Raw genomic sequence first — 16,589 nt, forward strand, 5'->3', positions numbered from 1 at the left:
CATGATGACCTCATGCGCGCTGCCCGTTTGATCAAGATGGTGCTGCTGCTCCAGTCCCGGCCGATGATGACGGCCGCCGAGCTGGCGCAGGAGCTGGAGGTGTCCGAGCGGACCGTGACGCGGGACGCAGCTGCGCTCTCCGAGGCGGGCGTCCCGGTGTACGCGGACCGGGGCAGGGCGGGCGGCTACCGCCTGGTCGGCGGCTACCGGACCGGGCTGACGGGGCTCGCCCGCAGCGAGGCGGAAGCCCTCTTCCTGTCCGGACTCCCGGGCGCACTGCGGGAGATGGGCCTCCAGGACGCGGCGTCGGCGGCCCGCCTCAAGGTGTCGGCCGCCCTCATGCCCTCGCTCCGCGACGCCTCGTCGAACGCCGCGCAGCGCTTCCACCTGGACGCACCCGGCTGGTACCAGGAGCCCCAGACCCCCGAACTGCTGCCCGCGGTGGCGGAGGCCGTGTGGGACGACCGGATCGTCGACACGCGGTACGGGCGCCAGGACCGGGAGGTGGAGCGACGCCTCGCACCGTACGGGCTCGTGCTCAAGGCCGGCACCTGGTACGTGTGCGCACGGACCGGGTCGGGGGATGTGAGGGTCTACCGGCTGGACCGCTTCCGTGCGGTCACCGCCACCGACGAGCATTTCGTACGGCCCGGGTCCTTCGACCTGCCCGCCTTCTGGGAGTCGAGGGCGGCGGACTTCGCACGGTCGATCCTGCGGACGCAGGCGGTCCTTCGCCTCTCGGCCGCAGGCGCACGCGCACTGCCCCGCACCCTGGATCCCGCCGCTTCCCGCGAGGCCCTGACGGCGGCGGACCCGCCGGACTCCCGGGGCCTGGTGACGGTCACCGTGCCGGTGGAGTCGGCGGAGGTGGCGCACTTCCAACTGCTGGGGCTGGGGGCGGAGGTGGAGGTGCTGGAGCCGCCGGAACTGCGGGACATGATGGCGGAGACAGCGCGGCAGATGGGCAAGCTCTACGGGTGAGGGGGCGCCCCTTCAGGGGCGCGGGGAACTGCGCGCCCGGCCCCCAACCGACCGGCACCCGTACAAAAACCCCCCCCCCCCCCCCCCCCCCCCCCCCCCCCCCCCCCCCCCCCGCGGGCGCCCCCCCCCCCCCCCCCCCCCCCCCCCCCCCCCCCCCCCCCCCCCCCCCCCCCCCCCCCCCCCCCCCCCCCCCCCCCCCCCCCCGGCCCCCAACCGACCGGCACCCGTACAAAAACCCCACCCGCCCCCACCTCACCCCACTCCACCTCACCTCACCGGTACTGGTCCGCCGAGACGCCGGTCTCCCCGTTCATCACCCGCGACAAGTACCCCCACGCATCCGGCCGCGACCCGTCCGCGTCCGTGAATCCGTACTCCGCCGCCAACTGCGCGCTGGACAGCGACTGTCCGCTCCACCGTGTCCGCGACGGGTCCGCGGCCAGGTGTGCCACGCCCCGGCCCACGTACACAGGTGACTCGGCGATCGCGAAGGTCGGTTCCTTGGCGATCGCGTCGCGCCAGTTCGCCTCCGTCACCCCGAAGTGGTCGAGCATCTGCTCGGAGCGCAGGAATCCGGGGGTCACGGAGACCGCCGTCCCGCCCACGTCCGCCAGGTCGTGTGCCAGGTTCGACGCCATCCGGATCGGCGCGGTCTTCGCGAGGTCGTAGTAGAAGTTCTCGCGGAACCCCTTGTTCGACTCGGCCGTGCCGTCCGTGATCTCGACGACGAGCCCGCCCTCGTGGCGCACCAGCAGCGGCAGCGCACAGCTGCTGGTGATGATGTGGCTCTTGACCCCCAGCTCCAACATCCGCATGCCGTGCGCGAGTTCGGTCTCCCACATCTTCTTGCCGAACTCGACCAGGTGCTCACCGCCCCAGATGTCGTTGACGAGTACGTCGAGCCGCCCGCGCTCCCGGTCGATCCGCTCGACCAGGGCTCCGACCTGCTCGGGTTCCAGGTGGTCGGTGGGGACGGCGATGCCCTCGCCGCCCGCCGCCGTCACCAGTTCCGCGGTCTCCTCGATCGTCTCCGTCGTCCGGCCGACCTCGCTGACCTTGTCGCGGGTGGTGCGCCCGGTGACGTACACCGTCGCGCCCATCGTCCCCAGTTCCACGGCGATGGCACGTCCGGCGCCGCGCGTCGCACCCGCGACGAGGGCGATCCGGCCGGTCAGATTCGGCTGGTCCGAGTTCATGTGCAGCTCCTTCGTCGTCTCGTGGGCCCGAGTGTGCCGTCGAAACCAGACACCTTCTGTCTGGTTTAAAACGGGGTCGGAACGAGTCGGAGCCAGGCCTTCACTTCAGCCCCTTCAGCCCCTTCACCAGATCCTTCACTTCAGACCCTCCAACGTCGACCCGTCCGCCAGCCGCCCCTTCAGCTCCGCCGTGACGCCCTTCGGCGCCCGCACCGCCATGGTCGTCCCCGGAGCCACGCCCCGCACCCCGCCGACCGCTTCGATCCGGGTGACCTTCCTGCTGCCGGCCGCGAGCAGGTACCAGTTGCCCGACCCGGGCGCCTGCCAGCCCGCGCCCGCCAGCACGTGCTGACCGAACCGGCTGCAGGCCGCGGTGGACCGCGCCGCCGCCACCGGCACCCCGAGCCGGGTCGGGGGCGTGCCCGGCAGCTGGAGCTGGACCATGACGCGGCCCGGTCCCCGCCAGGTGTCGGCACGGGTGCACACCCAGTCGGCCCGGCCGCCCCCCTCGGGCAGCGTCTGCTGCGCGTACACCCAGTTGTTGACGGCGCGCACTCCGGCTCCGCGCATCGACGGCAGGTGGCAGGCACTGTGCGCCCAGGTCCGCAGCGCGGCGGCGCCGGTCGCCTCGCGCGGCTGGCGGGCGGGCGCGCCGCTGCCGGGCGGCGGGGTGTGAGTGAGGTGTACGGGCGCGAGGTCGCCCAGGTCGGTCAGCAGGAACGCGTGCTTCTCCACGATCAGCGAGGAGGAGCGCAGCTGGAGCACCGGCCAGGAGTCGCACGTACCGCCGGCGCCCGGGCGGGGCACGGCCGCGGTGACGCCGTCGGCGCGCACCGTGAGCGCACGGCCGGGAGAATTGGGTTTCAGCAGGTCACGGGTGGTGGTCTCGTCGATCCAGGGGGCGAGCAGGAAGCGGGTGTCGGCGCCGTCCCTGGTCAGGACGAGGGCCGCGCCTGTGACCACGTCGGCGTCGTCGGTGCGGGCGAGGTCGAGCGACGGCGGCGCGTCCCCGTCGGAGGGTTCCGCGTACCGGACGGTGCGGTCGCCGTCGTTCAGCAGGACGACCGCGGTGCCGTCGACGTCGCCCGCGAACAGCAGCCGGGGCGGGTCGGCCGGCGGCGCGGTGCCCGTGCCGGGCGTGCTGGAGATCCGTACCGTACGCGCGGGACTCGCCCACACCTCAAGGGCGCGGCCGAGCAGCGCGAGGTCGTCGCGGCGCTCTCCCCGGGCGGGCCAGACGGTGAAGTCGACGCGCGAGGTGTCGGCCCATTCGCCTGCGGGGGCGCGCACCAGATTGCGGGGGTCCAGGACCCGTCGGGCCGCGGAGGCGTCGACGGTGCCGGTGGCGGCGGTCCGCTCCGGCGGGCGCGAACCGCCGCCGAGCACGACGGGCAGGGCCACGGCGGCCACCGCGGCGACGACGAGGGCCGCGCCCGCGGTACGGACGCGGTGTCGGCGGCGCAGCAGGTCGGTGGGGCGGCTGTGCACGAAGCAGGGGTCGAACTCACCGGAGAGAAGCGGGTGTTGAGCCCTCTCCCGGCCCCCCTCCGGCTCTCCTTCCCGGGCCCCGCCCCGAACGCCCTCCCGGACCCCCTCCCCGGCCCAGCCCCGATCTCCTTCCCGGACTCCTTCCCTGGCCCCGTCCCGACCCTCCTGCCGGTCTCGCTCCGGGTCGCCTTCTCCCGCTGTGCCCAGCGCCTGCCGGGCGAGGCGTTCGGCGGTGCGGAGGGCGAGGGCGGGCTCGGCCACGCCTGCCCCGGTGAGCAGCGCCCGGGTCTCGGACGCGCTCAGGCCCTCGGCGTGGCGCAGGGCGAGGGCGGCGCGGGTGGCGGCGTCGGTGCCCGACAGGGCCTGTTCCAGGGCGAGTTCGTCGGCGCCACCCGCGGCGGGGAAGAGCCGCAGCCCCCACACGGCGGGCAGCCTGGGCCGCAGTCGTTCGGGACCCGGTCCGCGCTTCGGCCACCAGCCGGGCCGTTTGCCGTACGAGAGGGCCTCCCGCAGCACCAGGGCCCGGAGCGTGACGTACGCGGGCCCGGAGGGGGCGCCGCGCTGGGCGGGCAGCCGGGGTGCGGGGGCCGCCGGGAGGGCCGGCCTGCCCCGGCTGCCGCGGGCCGGGAGGGCGCGCTGGACGATGCCGTGGGCGGCGAGGACGCGGCGGTGGCGGCCGAGCGGGGGCGGCAGGGTGATAAAGGCGAGTCGGACGAGGCGCGGATAGTGCTCGACCAGCGTGGCCTCGGCCTGTTCCACACTCAGCGGGGCGGCGACGGCCCCGGTGCGCACCGTACGGTCGTGCATGTCCATGGCGAGGGCAACCCCTTTGAGGGTGAGAGTGCGTGCATCGCTTGCCCATCAAACGAGTGAAACTTCCGACGGTCACACAAGGGACGGGAGTGTGCCGGTGCCCGTACGTGAGTCCGGACGTGAGTAACGAGACAGCCCTCATCCGGGCGCTCCGCGTGCGCCGCACCCCCGCAAGCCCGATGCTGTACCTCGTGATGGACGAGACGGAATTCTGGGAGACGGTCGACAGCACCCGCGAGGCCGCCGAGGGCGACCCCGAGGATCACGCCGACCTGCTGGTCGAGCGACTGCTCCAGTTGGACCCCGACGCCGTGCTCGACTTCGCCAGACACTTCGAGGTGCGCTACAACCGCGCGTACCGGTGGGACCTGTGGGGGGCGGCGGCGGTGCTCCTCGGTGCCGCGAACGACGACGCCTTCGACTACTTCCGGTGCTGGCTGATCGGCCAGGGCCGGGAGGTCTTCGAGGGCGCGCTGCACGAGCCGGACGATCTGGCCGGGCTGCTCGACGAGTTCGACGACGAGATCGACGGGGACGGGGAGGAGCTGGGGTACGCGGCGGACGAGGCGTACGAACAGCTGACGGGGTCGGTGGCACCGGACCTCGGGGTCCCGCCGCAGGCCGCGGAGCCGGAGGGGAGGCCCTTGGACCTCGACGACGACGGTGTCCTCGCGGACCGCTTCCCCCAACTGTGGGAACGCTTCGGCGACTAACCCACCGCCCCCCTTGCCCTCTGCCCTCTGGCTCCCTTGGACGCAGGGGACGCTCCCTAGCCCTACAGCCCCAGCCTCCTTGGGCAGCGGGGCCCCCCGGGGCAGTGGGGCCATCCCCTGCTCCTTAAGAGCCCCCTCCCCGCCCCTCCATCGCTGTGACATTTGCGGCTCCGCCGCGAGGCGCTCGCCGCGGGGCGCTCGCCGCGGGGCGCTCGCCGCGGGGCAAAGCTGCTTCACAGCTCGCGCCGGTGGGGGCTGATGTCCGGGGCTGCGCCCCGTGCACGGCTGCGCCGCGCGTCCTCAAACGCCGGACGGGCTGAAAGGTGCCGGACCGGCTGAGGGGCTCTCAGAAGTGGGTACCCCCGTCGATCCGGATCTCCGTCCCCGTGATGAACGCCCCGTCGTCGGAGCCCAGCATCGCCACCACGCCCGCGACGGTCTCCGCGCCCGCGAAGCCCTCGCCGATGGCCGGGGCGAGCTTCATGAAGAGCGTCATGTCGGCGTCCTCCGGCAGGCCCGGGCCCTTGCCGCTGGTCATGTCGGAGGCGATCGAGCCGGGTGCGACGGACACCGCGCGCAGACCCTGCTTGCTGTACTCGGCGGCGATGGCGTGCGTCATGGACTGGATGCCGCCCTTGCTCGCCGCGTACGCCGACATGTACGGGTGGGCGAACGAGGCCGATGTCGACGAGAAGTTGACGACGACCGGCCGGTCACCGGCGAGCAGGGCCGGTATCGACTCGCGGATCATCAGGAAGGTGCCGGTCAGGTTGACCGCGATCACCTTGTTGAAGAAGTCCAGCGTGGTCTCGTGGGTGTGCGAGGAACGCAGGATTCCCGCTGCGTTGACCAGGACGTCGAGGCCGCCGAGGGTCCGGACCGCCGCGGCGACGCCCGCCTTGACCGAGGCCTCGTCGGAGATGTCCAGTACCGCCGTGGTGAGGCGGTCGGACACGCCCGCCGTCGCGGCCTGCCCCGCGGTCTCCTTCAGCCCGGCCTCGCTGACGTCGACGGCGACGACCCGGCCGCCCTCGGCGAGCACGCGGTGCACGGTGGCGCGGCCGATGCCGGAGCCCGCACCACTGATCAGGACGCGGCGGCCTTCGTAACGCTTCATGGTTCTCTTCTCCGATTCGCGGTTCCACGGGGATCCCACCAGGGGACTCCTGACCTTCCTGACATACACGGTACGCCTTCGTGGCACGTTTTGCCATAGCGTCATCACGTGCACTTGTGGCTGTCCCCGGCGTACGCTTCCGTGGTGAGCACCCAGCCGACGCCCCCTGCCCAGCCCTCCCTCACCGAACGACGGAAGGCCGCCACCCAGCTCGACATCGCGCGCGCAGCCGCCGAGCTGTTCGCCGAGCACGGCCCGGACGGCACCACCGCCGAGGCCATCGCCACGCGCGCGGGGGTGGCGCTGCGCACCTTCTACCGGTACTTCCGCAGCAAGCAGGACGCCGTCGCCCCGCTGCTCTCCGGCGGCGGCGACCAGTGGCGCGCGGTGCTCGCGGCGGCGGAGCCCGGGGCCGGCGTGCTGACGGCACTGGAGCGGGCGGTGGCGGAGGTGCTGGGCGCACCCGACGCCGAGGCCGCCGAGCAGCTCGACTGGACCCGCGGGCTGCTGCGGGCCGCCGAGCAGGACCCCGCGCTGCGGGCCGTCTGGTACCGGGTGAACCAGGAGTCCGAGGAGCGTCTGATCCCCGTCCTCGGCACGCTCGCCGGGGAGTCGGCCGACCCTCTTGAGGTGCGGCTCGCCGCAGCGGCGGCGACCGCCGCGATCCGTACGGCACTGGAGGAGTGGGCCCGTACCGAGGCACCCGCCAAGGGCCCCGGCTCCCCCGCCGAGCTGGCCGCCCGCTGCCTGCGCGAACTGACCGGCGGCATGTCCCTGCGTTAGCCGACGGGCTTCCCGTCCGGGGCGCCAGGGATGTTGGGGGTGCCAGGGACGTTGGGGGTGCCAGGGGCGTCGGGGACGTCGGGCGTGTCCGGCTCGTCCGGGCAGTTCTCCGGGTCCGGTTCCAGGAGCAGCAGGGCCACGTCGTCCTCCACCTGTGCCGCGAAGCGCACCAGGTCGCCCTGGACCGCCTCCGCCAGGTCCGCGAGGTCCGCCGTTTCCCCTGCGGCCGGGACGAGTGCTTCGAGCCGTGCGGCCAGGGGGTAGAACTCCCCCGCCGCGTTGCGGGCCTCGGTGATGCCGTCGGTGTGGGCCAGGATGCGGTCGCAGGGTTCCAGCGGTACGACGGTGACCACCGGCGGTCCGAACCCGGTCAGTCCGAGACCCAGCGGCGGGGCGGGGTCCAACCCCATCTCGGTGACGCGGGCGTTCCGCAGCAACAGGGGCGGCGGATGACCGCAGGAGACCACCCGGACGGACCCGCCGTCCTCGGCGAACTCCATGAGCACCGCCGTCGCGAACAGTTCCGCGTGCTCCACCGCGGCCGAGTCGACGACCAGCCGCCGGTCGAGACGCGCGGCCACCGCGGGCAGGTCCGCGTCGTCGAGCGCCGCCTCGCGGAAGGCACCGAGGAGCGCCGAGACCGTGGCGACCGCGCCGGGCCCGTGCCCCTCCACATCGGCGATCACCGCCCGTACTCCGTAGGGGCCGCTGCGGACGTCGTACAGGTCCCCGCTCACCAGCGCGCCCAGCTCGGCGGCCCGGTAGAGGCCGAAGCAGTGCACCCGGCCGACGGCGGCCGGCAGCGGGGGCAGCACCGCGAACTGGGCGACCTCGGCGGCCGTCCCGACGGTCACCAGCCGGGCGTCCCTGCGGGTGCGTGACCAGGAGACGACCACGCTCGTCGCGCAGAGCAGCACCAGGGAGAGCGCCACGCCGTCCCGGTGGCCCCAGTCCCCGCCGCCGTGCAGCGCGAAGAGGGCCACCGCCACTCCCATGAGCGCGGTGCTCACCGGCCCGTACAGCAGGGCGGCGAGCGGGGGCAGCGCGGCCAGGTAGTAGCTCAGCTCGACGTCGTCCGGCGTGATGCGGTCGGCCAGGGCCATCAGGACCAGGACGGTCAGGGGCAGCAGCCGCAGCCAGAGCGCGGGCTTCTCCCCCTTGAGCCACTTGGGGACCTCGTCCCCTCGACGCGCGCGGACCGAGCTCATCGCGCTCAGGCTCCTCCGGGCTGACGACAACGGACAGGAACTCGCCGCAAAGGGGCAGCACAGGGGCTGCGGCCGGGCACACGCACGGCGTCCCCGGGCACGAGCCACTGCTGATCACTATGCCCGCTGTGCCCCTTTCCCGCCGCTCAGCCGGACGGCGTCGGAGCCCGGTCCGTCAATGCCCAGGCCGTCAATGCCCAGGCCGTCAGTGCCCAGGCCCTCGGAGCCCGGTCCGTCAGAACCCAGGCCCTCGGAGCCCGAGCCCGGTCCGTCAGAGCGCCTTGCCCATCAGCACGTCGTCCACGTACTCCCCGTGCAGGAAGAACTCGCCGGGCAGCACCCCTTCCACCGCGTACCCCTCCGCCTCGTACAGCGCCCGCGCGGGTGCGTTGTGGCCGAGCACCCGCAGTGTGAGCCGCCGGACGCCGCGTCGGCGCGCCTCGTCGCCCGCGGCCCGCAGCAGCGCCCGCCCGAGGCCCCGGCCGCGGGCCTTCTCCGCGACGGCGAGGCCGTTGATCTGGAGGACGTGCCTGTTGGCGGCGAGCGGGGTGGGCGCCACCAGCCGGACGTAGCCGCAGATCCCGCCGTCGGGGTCCACCGCGACGAGGACGTCGTCGGGCCGGTGTCCGGCGTCGAAGTACGGACCGTACGGCGGCTGGGGTGCCGGAGTCACCGCGCTCAGCGGCGACCAGGTCTCCCGGTCGACCCGGCCGATCTCCGTGTCGTCCTCCGAAGTGGCGGTGCGGATCGCGAAGGCGGAGGAAACCGCCGAGGCGGGGGGAACGGCCGAATCGGAGGGAATGGCTGAGGCGGCAGGGCTGCCGTGCGGCTCGGACATGGCGCCACTGTGCCACGGAGCGCGCGGAAACCGCGTCCCGGGACGGGCCCGGGGCAGGATGGCCCCATGCGGATCGCAATCACGGGCTCTACGGGCCTCATCGGTACGGCACTTGTACGTTCCCTGCGCACGGACGGACACGAGGTGGTGCGTCTCGTACGACGCCCGGCCAGGGCCGGGGACGAGGTCACCTGGGACCCGAAGCGGAGTTACGTGGACACGCACGGGCTGGTCGGCTGCGAGGCGGTGGTGCACCTGGCCGGGGCGGGCATCGGCGACCACCGGTGGACGGACGCGTACAAGCGGGAGCTGCGGGAGAGCAGGCTGCTCGGCACGGCGGCCGTCGCCGAGGCCGTCGCCTCGCTCGACACGCCGCCGCGGGTGTTCGTCAGCGGGTCCGCGCTCGGTTACTACGGCGAGACCGGGGACCGCGCGGTGGACGAGGAGGCTCCGCCGGGCGACGGCTTCCTGCCGTCGCTGTGCGTGGAGTGGGAGGAGGCCGCCGCGCCCGCCGAGGAGGCGGGGATCCGCACGGTGTTCCCCCGGACCGGTCTGGTCGTGGCGCGCGGCGGCGGCGCCTGGGGCAGGCTCTTCCCGATCTTCCGGGCGGGCCTGGGCGGGCGGCTCGGCAGCGGACGGCAGTACTGGAGCTTCATCGCGCTGCACGACGAGGTGGCGGCGCTGCGGCACCTGATCGACACCGAGTCGCTGTCGGGCCCCGTGAACCTGACCGCGCCCGAGCCGGTGACCAACCGGGAGGTGACGGCGGCGATGGGGCGGGTGCTGCACCGTCCCACCCTGTTCGCGGTGCCGGAGCCCGCGCTGCGGATCGCGCTCGGGGAGCTGGCGGGTGACGTGCTGGGCAGTCAGCGGGTGGTGCCGCGGCGGCTGCTGGAGTCCGGGTTCGCCTTCGCGTTCCCGACCGTCGACGATGCCATCGGGGCGGCATTGCGCGCCAGTTGACGCAATTTGATGCACATCATTGACCGTTTCCCGATCACTTCTTGACCGGTTCTCCGTCTTCGTGCGACCGCCGTGCATCGGTGCACGGGAAGTGCGCGCCTGCCGGAGAGCACGTGCGGACTTCTACGCTGCACCCTCCGAACGGGTATTCCGCAAGGCTGTCGGGGGCATGAGCCCTGCACCACAGCCGCGCCGACCTCGGGGAGGGGCACGTGCTCACCTCAGCACACCATGCGGACGTCGTCATCGTGGGAGCCGGAGTCGCCGGCCTCCGCGCGGCCCACCAGCTCATCAACGCCGGAGTAACGGTCAGTGTCCTGGAGGCCGCCCCTTACGTCGGCGGCCGGATGTCCACCGATCTGATCGACGGGTTCCGGCTCGACCGGGTCGGCCAGGTACTCAGCACCGCCTATCCGGAACTGCTGAACACCCCGGGACTGGAGGGCCTCGTCCTGCGCCCGTACGCGCCCGGCGTCCTCGTGCACAGCGAGGGCCGGCACTACCGCGCGGGCGAGACGGGCGGCCCCCAGAAGACACGGAGCGCGAGGGGCGCACTCACCGCGGCACGCGCCCTCGCGAGCGCCCCCAGGCCGCGCTCCCCCGGCCCGCTCGGCGGCCCCCTCGACCAGGCCAGGCTGAGTACGGCGCTGGGACGGCTCGCCGCCATCCCCGTCGAGCGCCTGCTCGCCCGGCCCGAACTCCCGGCCCAGCAGGCCCTGTTCCAGCGCGGCCTGCCGTCCCGCACGGTCAACGGCTTCCTGCGGCCCCTGCTGTCGGCGCTCCTGTCCGACCCCGGCCTCACCACCTCCAGCCGGTGCGCCGACCTCGCCCTGCGCGGCTTCGCCCGCGGCCGGCTGTGCGTACCGGAGGGCGGCGCAGTGGCCCTGCCCGAGCTCCTCGCCGCGACGCTGCCGCCCGGCACGGTCCGTACCGGAGTGCACGTCACGGGCGCCTCCATCTCCTCCGTCAGCACCAAGGAGGACGGCGACCTCGGCTGCCGCTCGCTGCTCCTGGCGACCGGCGCCCGCGCCGCCGCCGAGCTGCTGCCCGGTCTGCGCGTCCCCGACTTCCACCCCGTCACCGTCCTGCACCACACCACCCGCTCGGCGCCCCCGACCGGATCCGCCCTGGTCCTGGACGCCGACCGGAGCGGCCCCGTCTCGCACACCGCCGTCGTCAGCGCGGTCGACCCCTCGCGCGCACCCGACGGCCATGTGCTGATCTCCTCCACGGTCCTGGGCACGCCCCCGCCCGGCCTGGACGACGGGGTCCGCTCCCACCTGTCCCGGCTGTACGGGACGCCGACGGACGACTGGGAACTCCTGGCCGTCCACCACGACCCGGACGCCGTGCCCGCGATGCCCGCGCCGCACGACGTGCACCGGCCGGTCCGGCTGCTGTCCGGGCTGTACGTGTGCGGCGACCACCGCGAGACGAGCACCGTGCAGGGCGCCCTGCACTCGGGCCGCCGGGCCGCGCAGGAGATCCTGCGGGACTTCGGGATCCCCTCCGGGCGCCCGGCCGAGGGGCTGCGCGCGGCTGCCTGACCCACGGCAGCACACCAACCGATCACCGATTCCCCCTCGGTCCGGCCACAGGGCGAGATCAAGGGTCTGCGGGCAGCGGTCCACACCACTGCGGAGATCGGCGCGGTCGCCGCCTCGATCCCGCTTCACCGGCCCCGACCGCCAGGAGGCCCGGGCCCCGGGACCGGTTCGTCAGCCCAGTGCGGCGACCCGGTCCCGGTACCCCCGTACCGCAGCCGCGTCGCGGTACGGCTCAAGACGCCGCTCGAACTCCCGCACGTACTCCGTCGCCCGCGCCGACCGCATCTCGGAGGCCTGCTGCGCCGCCTCCGCGCCCAGCATGCACGCCTGGTCCAGCTCCCCGAGTCCGAGCCGCGCCTGCGCGAGGACCACCCGGCAGAACAGCCTGCTGCGTGCGTATCCGTGCGGGCGCAGCTGCAGCGACTTCTCCGCGTGCTGCGCCGCCGCCCGGTACTGCTGCAGGTCCCGGTGGCAGTGGCCGAACTCGTCGGCCAGTTGCGCCTCGTCGAAGAACTTCGCCCAGTGCGGTACGTCGTCCCCGGGCCGGGAAGCCTCCATCGCCCGCTCCGCCCGCACCAGTGACGACGTACAGGCCCGCACCTCGCCGAGCACCCCGTGGCCGCGCGCCTCCACCGCGTGCAGCAGCGCCTGGACGACCGGTGGCGCCGAAGACCCCACTCCCTGCTGGGCGACCCGCGCCAGCTGCACGGCCTCGCGCCCGTGCCCGAGGTAGACCGCCTGCCTGCTCATGGTCACCAGGACGTACGAGCCGTACGCCCGGTCTCCGGCCGCCTGCGCCAGGCGCAGGGCCTGCACGAAGTAGCGCTGGGCGAGGCCGTGCGCCGCGATGTCGTACGCCGTCCAGCCCGCCAGCCGGGTCAGATCGGCGGCGGCCGAGAACAGCCGCCGGCCCGTCGCCTCCCCGTAGACCCCCCTGAGCATCGGCTCCACCTCGTGCTCCAGATAACGCACGAGGGCCTGCCTGGCGTGCCCGCCGCCGTACGTGTGGTCGAGCGTGCGAAACAAATCGGCCACCGAGCGCAGGGCCGCGATGTCACCCGCGGTGACCCGCTGTCCCGGCCCCCGGTCGGTCGGCCGCTGCCGGGGCGACGGCGCACCCGGCCGGCCGCCCTGGGCGGGCACCCGGGTCGTACCGGCGCCGTTCGTCGCGGGGGGTTCGCCGCGGCCGACCCGGTCGTCGGCCCGCCCGATCAGCCAGTCCCTGCTGGGGACGACGAGCCCGGCCGGGGTGAACGCGATCTTGCGCAGTTCGGCGTGGCTGCCGGAGTCCTTGCGCCACAGGCCGCTCACGATGTCCACGGCCTCCTCGGGCGTGGCCGCGAATTCGAGCCCGGCGTACACGGGGGCGCACGCGTCGAGCCCGAGGTCCTGCGCGGACAGCCGTCTGCCCAGCCTCCTCGTGAAGACCTCGGCGATCAGTGCCGGGGTGGTGCCGCGCGGCTGCTGGCCGCGCAGCCAGCGGGTGACAGAGGTCTTGTCGTACCGCAGGTCGAGCCCGTGCTCCAGACCCAGCTGGTCCACCCGTCGGGCCAGGCCTGCATTGGAGAATCCCGCTTCGGCGATGAGCGTGGCGAGCTGTCGGTTGGGGATGCGCTGCGGAGGTCGTTCCGTCATCAGCTCTGAGCTCTCCTGCCTTCCGGGCCCCGGGTGGCAGCCCTCATGGAACGGCGTGAATTTAGCGATCCTGGGCCCCGCAACGGACCTCTGCGCCCCTACTTCATCCGATCGTGTGACGATTCTCCGAAGGCGCTGACGGAGACCCCGTGCTTCCGCCCTGCCCATGGGTCCCTCTCCCTGCCGCCGTACAGTGGCCGGGGGCGTGGCGATACGAAGGAGACACCACCGTGAGTGAGCTGCGGTTTGTCCGACTGGGGTTCGGCGACGATGCCGTCGAGTACCAGGAGGCGTGGCAGAAGCAGCGTGAGGTGCACGCCGCCCGCTTCGCCGACGAGGTGCCCGACACCTGTCTGCTCCTTGAGCACCCGCCCGTCTACACGGCGGGACGGCGCACCGAGGACAGCGAGCGCCCCCTGGACGGCACCCCCGTCGTGGACGTGGACCGGGGCGGCAAGATCACCTGGCACGGTCCCGGGCAGCTGGTCGGCTACCCGATCCAGAAGCTGCCCCGCCCGGTCGACGTCGTGGCGCACGTGCGCCGTCTCGAAGAGGCCCTGATCCGCAGCTGTGCGGAGCTGGGCCTGGAGACGACGCGCATCGAGGGCCGCAGCGGTGTCTGGGTCCTCGGCGACCCGGTGGAGCAGCGCCCGCAGATAGGCGGACTCTCCCTGGACTTCGACCCGCGGCTCACCGACCCCGAGTTCGACGCCCGGCTGAACGGTCCCGAGTACGCGCCTTCGAACGCCGGTCAGCGGCGCGAGGACCGCAAGCTGGCCGCGATCGGCATCCGCGTCGCCAAGGGCGTCACGATGCACGGCTTCTCGCTGAACGTGAACCCGGACAACACCTGGTTCGACCGGATCGTCCCGTGCGGCATCCGCGACGCGGGCGTCGCCTCCCTCGCGAACGAGCTGGGCCGCCCCCTCACCATCGAGGACGTGCTCCCCGTGGTCGAGAAGCACCTGACCGCGGTGATGGAGGAGTCCGTCCTCGCACCGCGCGTGGTGGAGTCGGCGACCGTTTAGGGAATGCCCCTGTCCGGCACCGGGTTGTCCGGACGTAAAGCCATACAAATATCGGGCGTACCCTGGTGTTCGCCGAAGAATCGAAGTCGTAGGGAGCCGGACGTGTCCGCTGTCGCACCCGACGGACGCAAGATGCTGCGTCTGGAGGTCCGGAACAGCCAGACCCCCATCGAGCGCAAGCCCGAGTGGATCAAGACCCGGGCGAAGATGGGCCCCGAATACACCAAGATGCAGGCCCTGGTGAAGGCCGAAGGTCTGCACACGGTGTGCCAGGAGGCTGGCTGTCCCAACATCTACGAATGCTGGGAGGACCGCGAGGCGACCTTCCTCATCGGCGGTGACCAGTGCACGAGGCGCTGTGACTTCTGCCAGATCGACACGGGCAAGCCCGAGGCCCTGGACCGTGACGAGCCGCGCCGCGTGGGCGAGTCCGTCGTCACCATGGACCTGAACTACGCCACCATCACGGGCGTCGCGCGCGACGACCTTCAGGACGGCGGCGCCTGGCTGTACGCGGAGACCGTGCGCCAGATCCACCAGCAGACGGCCGGCCGCGAGCTGGGCCGCACCAAGGTGGAACTGCTCGCTCCGGACTTCAACGCGGTCCCCGAGCTGCTGGACGTCGTCTTCGAGTCGCGCCCCGAGGTCTTCGCGCACAACGTGGAGACGGTGCCGCGCATCTTCAAGCGCATCCGCCCCGGCTTCCGTTACGAGCGTTCGCTGGACGTCATCACCAAGGCGCGCGCGGCCGGTCTGATCACCAAGTCGAACCTGATCCTCGGCATGGGCGAGACCCGTGAAGAGGTCAGCGAGGCGCTGCGCGACCTGCACGAGGCGGGCTGCGAGCTCATCACGATCACGCAGTACCTGCGGCCCTCGCCGCGGCACCACCCCGTCGAGCGCTGGGTGAAGCCGATGGAGTTCGTCGAGCTGAAGGACGAGGCCGACGCCATCGGCTACTCCGGTGTGATGTCCGGGCCGCTGGTCCGCTCCTCGTACCGCGCGGGCCGCCTCTACGGCCAGGCGATGGAACGGCGCGGGGCACAGCCCGCCGCGGCCGGGACCGTGTGAATCGACTCACAAGCAGTTACTGACAAGTAATAGCCGTACTGACGCGGCCCGTACGAATCCCGCAGGTCGGGGCGTCGTACGGGCCGCGTCAACGTTTTCGCCCGTACCGTCAAGGTTTCATCGGTGTTTGACCGGTCGGTCACGTGCTGGTAACACCAAGCAGTGACCCTGGCTTTACGCACCGCAGTTCCTTCGTTACGCCATTCGCCGTTCCGTCTTCGAGGGAGACCCCCGACATGCAGGCCGTACGCGCCAACGCCCTCCCGTCCGTCACCGACGCGCTGCGCGCCGTCGAGTCGCTGCTGATCGGCACCGGGCAGCGCACCGCACGCCGGAACGCCTGGACCGCCGTGCTGGAGGACCGCCGCCGGGCGAAGGACAGGGTCGAGACACAGCACGTACTGGAGGCCGTGTCCGCTCGTACGTCCTAGGCAACGTAAACTTTCTCGCATGGCGAGGAAGGAACGCGCAGCGAACGCGGACACTGCGAACCCCGGGCGACTCAAGCAGATTGCCCTGACGTACAAGATGACGCGGCGGAACGACCCCAAGGTGGGTCTGATCGTCGCGGGCGTGGGCATCGTCGTTTTCGGTGTCCTCCTCGGCCTCGGCTTCCTGATCGGTCACCCGGTCTACCTGGGCATTCTCGGCTTCCTGCTGGCCTTCCTGGCGATGGCGATCATCTTCGGGCGCCGCGCCGAGCGGGCCGCCTTCGGGCAGATGGAAGGACAGCCGGGAGCCGCGGCGGCGGTGCTGGACAACGTGGGCCGCGGCTGGACGACGACTCCTGCGGTCGCGATGAACCGCAGCCAGGACGTCGTGCACCGGGCGGTCGGCAAGGCCGGCATCGTCCTGGTCGCCGAGGGCAACCCGAACCGGCTGAAGACGCTGCTCGCGGCCGAGAAGAAGAAGATGGCCCGCATCGTCGGCGCCGACGTCCCCGTGACCGACATCATCGTCGGCAACGGCGAGGACCAGGTGCCGCTGAAGAAGGTCCGCACCCGGATGCTCAAGCTCCCCCGCACCCTCACCGGCCCGCAGGTCACCGCGACCAACGACCGGCTGCGCGCGATGGGCGACCTGATGAGCAACATGCCGCTGCCGAAGGGCCCGATGCCCGGCACCAAGGGCATGAAGATGCCGCGAGGCCGCTGACCTTCCCCTCCCCGTTCCTGCTACGCAGAAGACGGCCCCGGAACCTTCGAGGT

Annotated in this window: 15 protein-coding genes; 9 read left to right on the forward strand and 6 right to left on the reverse strand. The window is 72.8% G+C overall.

Features of this window, described 5'->3' with window-relative positions:
- Positions 1-12: 12 nt before the first annotated feature.
- A complete protein-coding gene (locus ACWGIG_RS26190) occupies positions 13-981 on the forward strand; it encodes a helix-turn-helix transcriptional regulator (protein ID WP_453324122.1) in 969 nt (322 codons plus the stop codon).
- A gap of 272 nt (positions 982-1,253) precedes the next feature.
- On the opposite strand, the gene ACWGIG_RS26195 is transcribed toward ACWGIG_RS26190, so the two are convergent.
- Positions 1,254-2,177 carry an SDR family oxidoreductase gene (locus ACWGIG_RS26195; RefSeq protein ID WP_453324123.1) on the reverse strand — a complete coding sequence of 308 codons (924 nt, stop codon included), beginning with the start codon at positions 2,175-2,177 and terminating at the stop codon, positions 1,254-1,256.
- A 135-nt stretch (positions 2,178-2,312) separates the two neighbouring features.
- Positions 2,313-4,478: a hypothetical protein gene (locus ACWGIG_RS26200; RefSeq protein ID WP_453324124.1), complete on the reverse strand. Its 2,166-nt coding sequence runs from the start codon at positions 4,476-4,478 to the stop codon at positions 2,313-2,315.
- Between the two features lie 194 nt (positions 4,479-4,672).
- Here ACWGIG_RS26200 and ACWGIG_RS26205 point away from each other — a divergent pair, with 194 nt between their 5' ends.
- Complete coding sequence (locus tag ACWGIG_RS26205; RefSeq protein ID WP_453324135.1) at positions 4,673-5,191, forward strand: DUF4240 domain-containing protein; 519 nt, start codon at positions 4,673-4,675, stop codon at positions 5,189-5,191.
- A gap of 346 nt (positions 5,192-5,537) precedes the next feature.
- Here ACWGIG_RS26205 and ACWGIG_RS26210 read toward each other — a convergent pair whose 3' ends face one another.
- Entirely contained in the window at positions 5,538-6,308 is a 771-nt protein-coding gene (locus ACWGIG_RS26210) for an SDR family NAD(P)-dependent oxidoreductase (protein ID WP_453324125.1), read from the reverse strand.
- 144 nt (positions 6,309-6,452) lie between these two features.
- Here ACWGIG_RS26210 and ACWGIG_RS26215 point away from each other — a divergent pair, with 144 nt between their 5' ends.
- On the forward strand, positions 6,453-7,091 hold the full coding sequence (locus ACWGIG_RS26215) for a TetR family transcriptional regulator (protein WP_453324126.1): 639 nt from the start codon (positions 6,453-6,455) through the stop codon (positions 7,089-7,091).
- Here ACWGIG_RS26215 and ACWGIG_RS26220 read toward each other — a convergent pair.
- Together ACWGIG_RS26220 and ACWGIG_RS26225 are read right to left on the reverse strand one after the other, a co-directional pair.
- Positions 7,088-8,299 carry a PP2C family protein-serine/threonine phosphatase gene (locus tag ACWGIG_RS26220; protein WP_453324127.1) on the reverse strand — a complete coding sequence of 404 codons (1,212 nt, stop codon included), beginning with the start codon at positions 8,297-8,299 and terminating at the stop codon, positions 7,088-7,090. The genes ACWGIG_RS26215 and ACWGIG_RS26220 overlap by 4 nt on opposite strands.
- 271 nt (positions 8,300-8,570) lie before the next feature.
- Complete coding sequence (locus ACWGIG_RS26225) at positions 8,571-9,137, reverse strand: N-acetyltransferase family protein (RefSeq protein WP_453324128.1); 567 nt, start codon at positions 9,135-9,137, stop codon at positions 8,571-8,573.
- Between the two features lie 66 nt (positions 9,138-9,203).
- Here ACWGIG_RS26225 and ACWGIG_RS26230 point away from each other — a divergent pair, with 66 nt between their 5' ends.
- Positions 9,204-10,100: a TIGR01777 family oxidoreductase gene (locus ACWGIG_RS26230; protein WP_453324129.1), complete on the forward strand. Its 897-nt coding sequence runs from the start codon at positions 9,204-9,206 to the stop codon at positions 10,098-10,100.
- Positions 10,101-10,312: 212 nt separating this feature from the next.
- Positions 10,313-11,647 carry an NAD(P)/FAD-dependent oxidoreductase gene (locus ACWGIG_RS26235; protein WP_453324130.1) on the forward strand — a complete coding sequence of 445 codons (1,335 nt, stop codon included), beginning with the start codon at positions 10,313-10,315 and terminating at the stop codon, positions 11,645-11,647.
- Between the two features lie 171 nt (positions 11,648-11,818).
- Here the strand turns inward: ACWGIG_RS26235 and ACWGIG_RS26240 are convergent, their stop codons facing one another.
- Positions 11,819-13,282, reverse strand: coding sequence for a regulator (locus tag ACWGIG_RS26240; RefSeq protein ID WP_453324131.1), 1,464 nt, complete (start codon positions 13,280-13,282; stop codon positions 11,819-11,821).
- A 230-nt stretch (positions 13,283-13,512) separates the two neighbouring features.
- On the opposite strand from ACWGIG_RS26240, the gene lipB reads away from it, so the two are divergent.
- From lipB to ACWGIG_RS26260, 4 genes are all read left to right on the forward strand, one after another.
- Positions 13,513-14,310: a lipoyl(octanoyl) transferase LipB gene (gene lipB, locus ACWGIG_RS26245; protein WP_453324132.1), complete on the forward strand. Its 798-nt coding sequence runs from the start codon at positions 13,513-13,515 to the stop codon at positions 14,308-14,310.
- Positions 14,311-14,412: 102 nt separating this feature from the next.
- The gene (lipA, locus tag ACWGIG_RS26250) at positions 14,413-15,381 is read left to right on the forward strand and encodes a lipoyl synthase (RefSeq protein WP_453324133.1); all 969 of its coding nucleotides are present in this window, start codon (positions 14,413-14,415) and stop codon (positions 15,379-15,381) included.
- Between the two features lie 236 nt (positions 15,382-15,617).
- Entirely contained in the window at positions 15,618-15,812 is a 195-nt protein-coding gene (locus ACWGIG_RS26255; RefSeq protein WP_362422269.1) for an SCO2195 family GlnR-regulated protein, read from the forward strand.
- Positions 15,813-15,831: 19 nt separating this feature from the next.
- On the forward strand, positions 15,832-16,536 hold the full coding sequence (locus ACWGIG_RS26260) for a DUF4191 domain-containing protein (RefSeq protein WP_453324134.1): 705 nt from the start codon (positions 15,832-15,834) through the stop codon (positions 16,534-16,536).
- The last annotated feature ends 53 nt before the right edge of the window (positions 16,537-16,589 follow it).

The sequence above is a fragment of the Streptomyces sp. NPDC054863 genome, assembly GCF_053610825.1.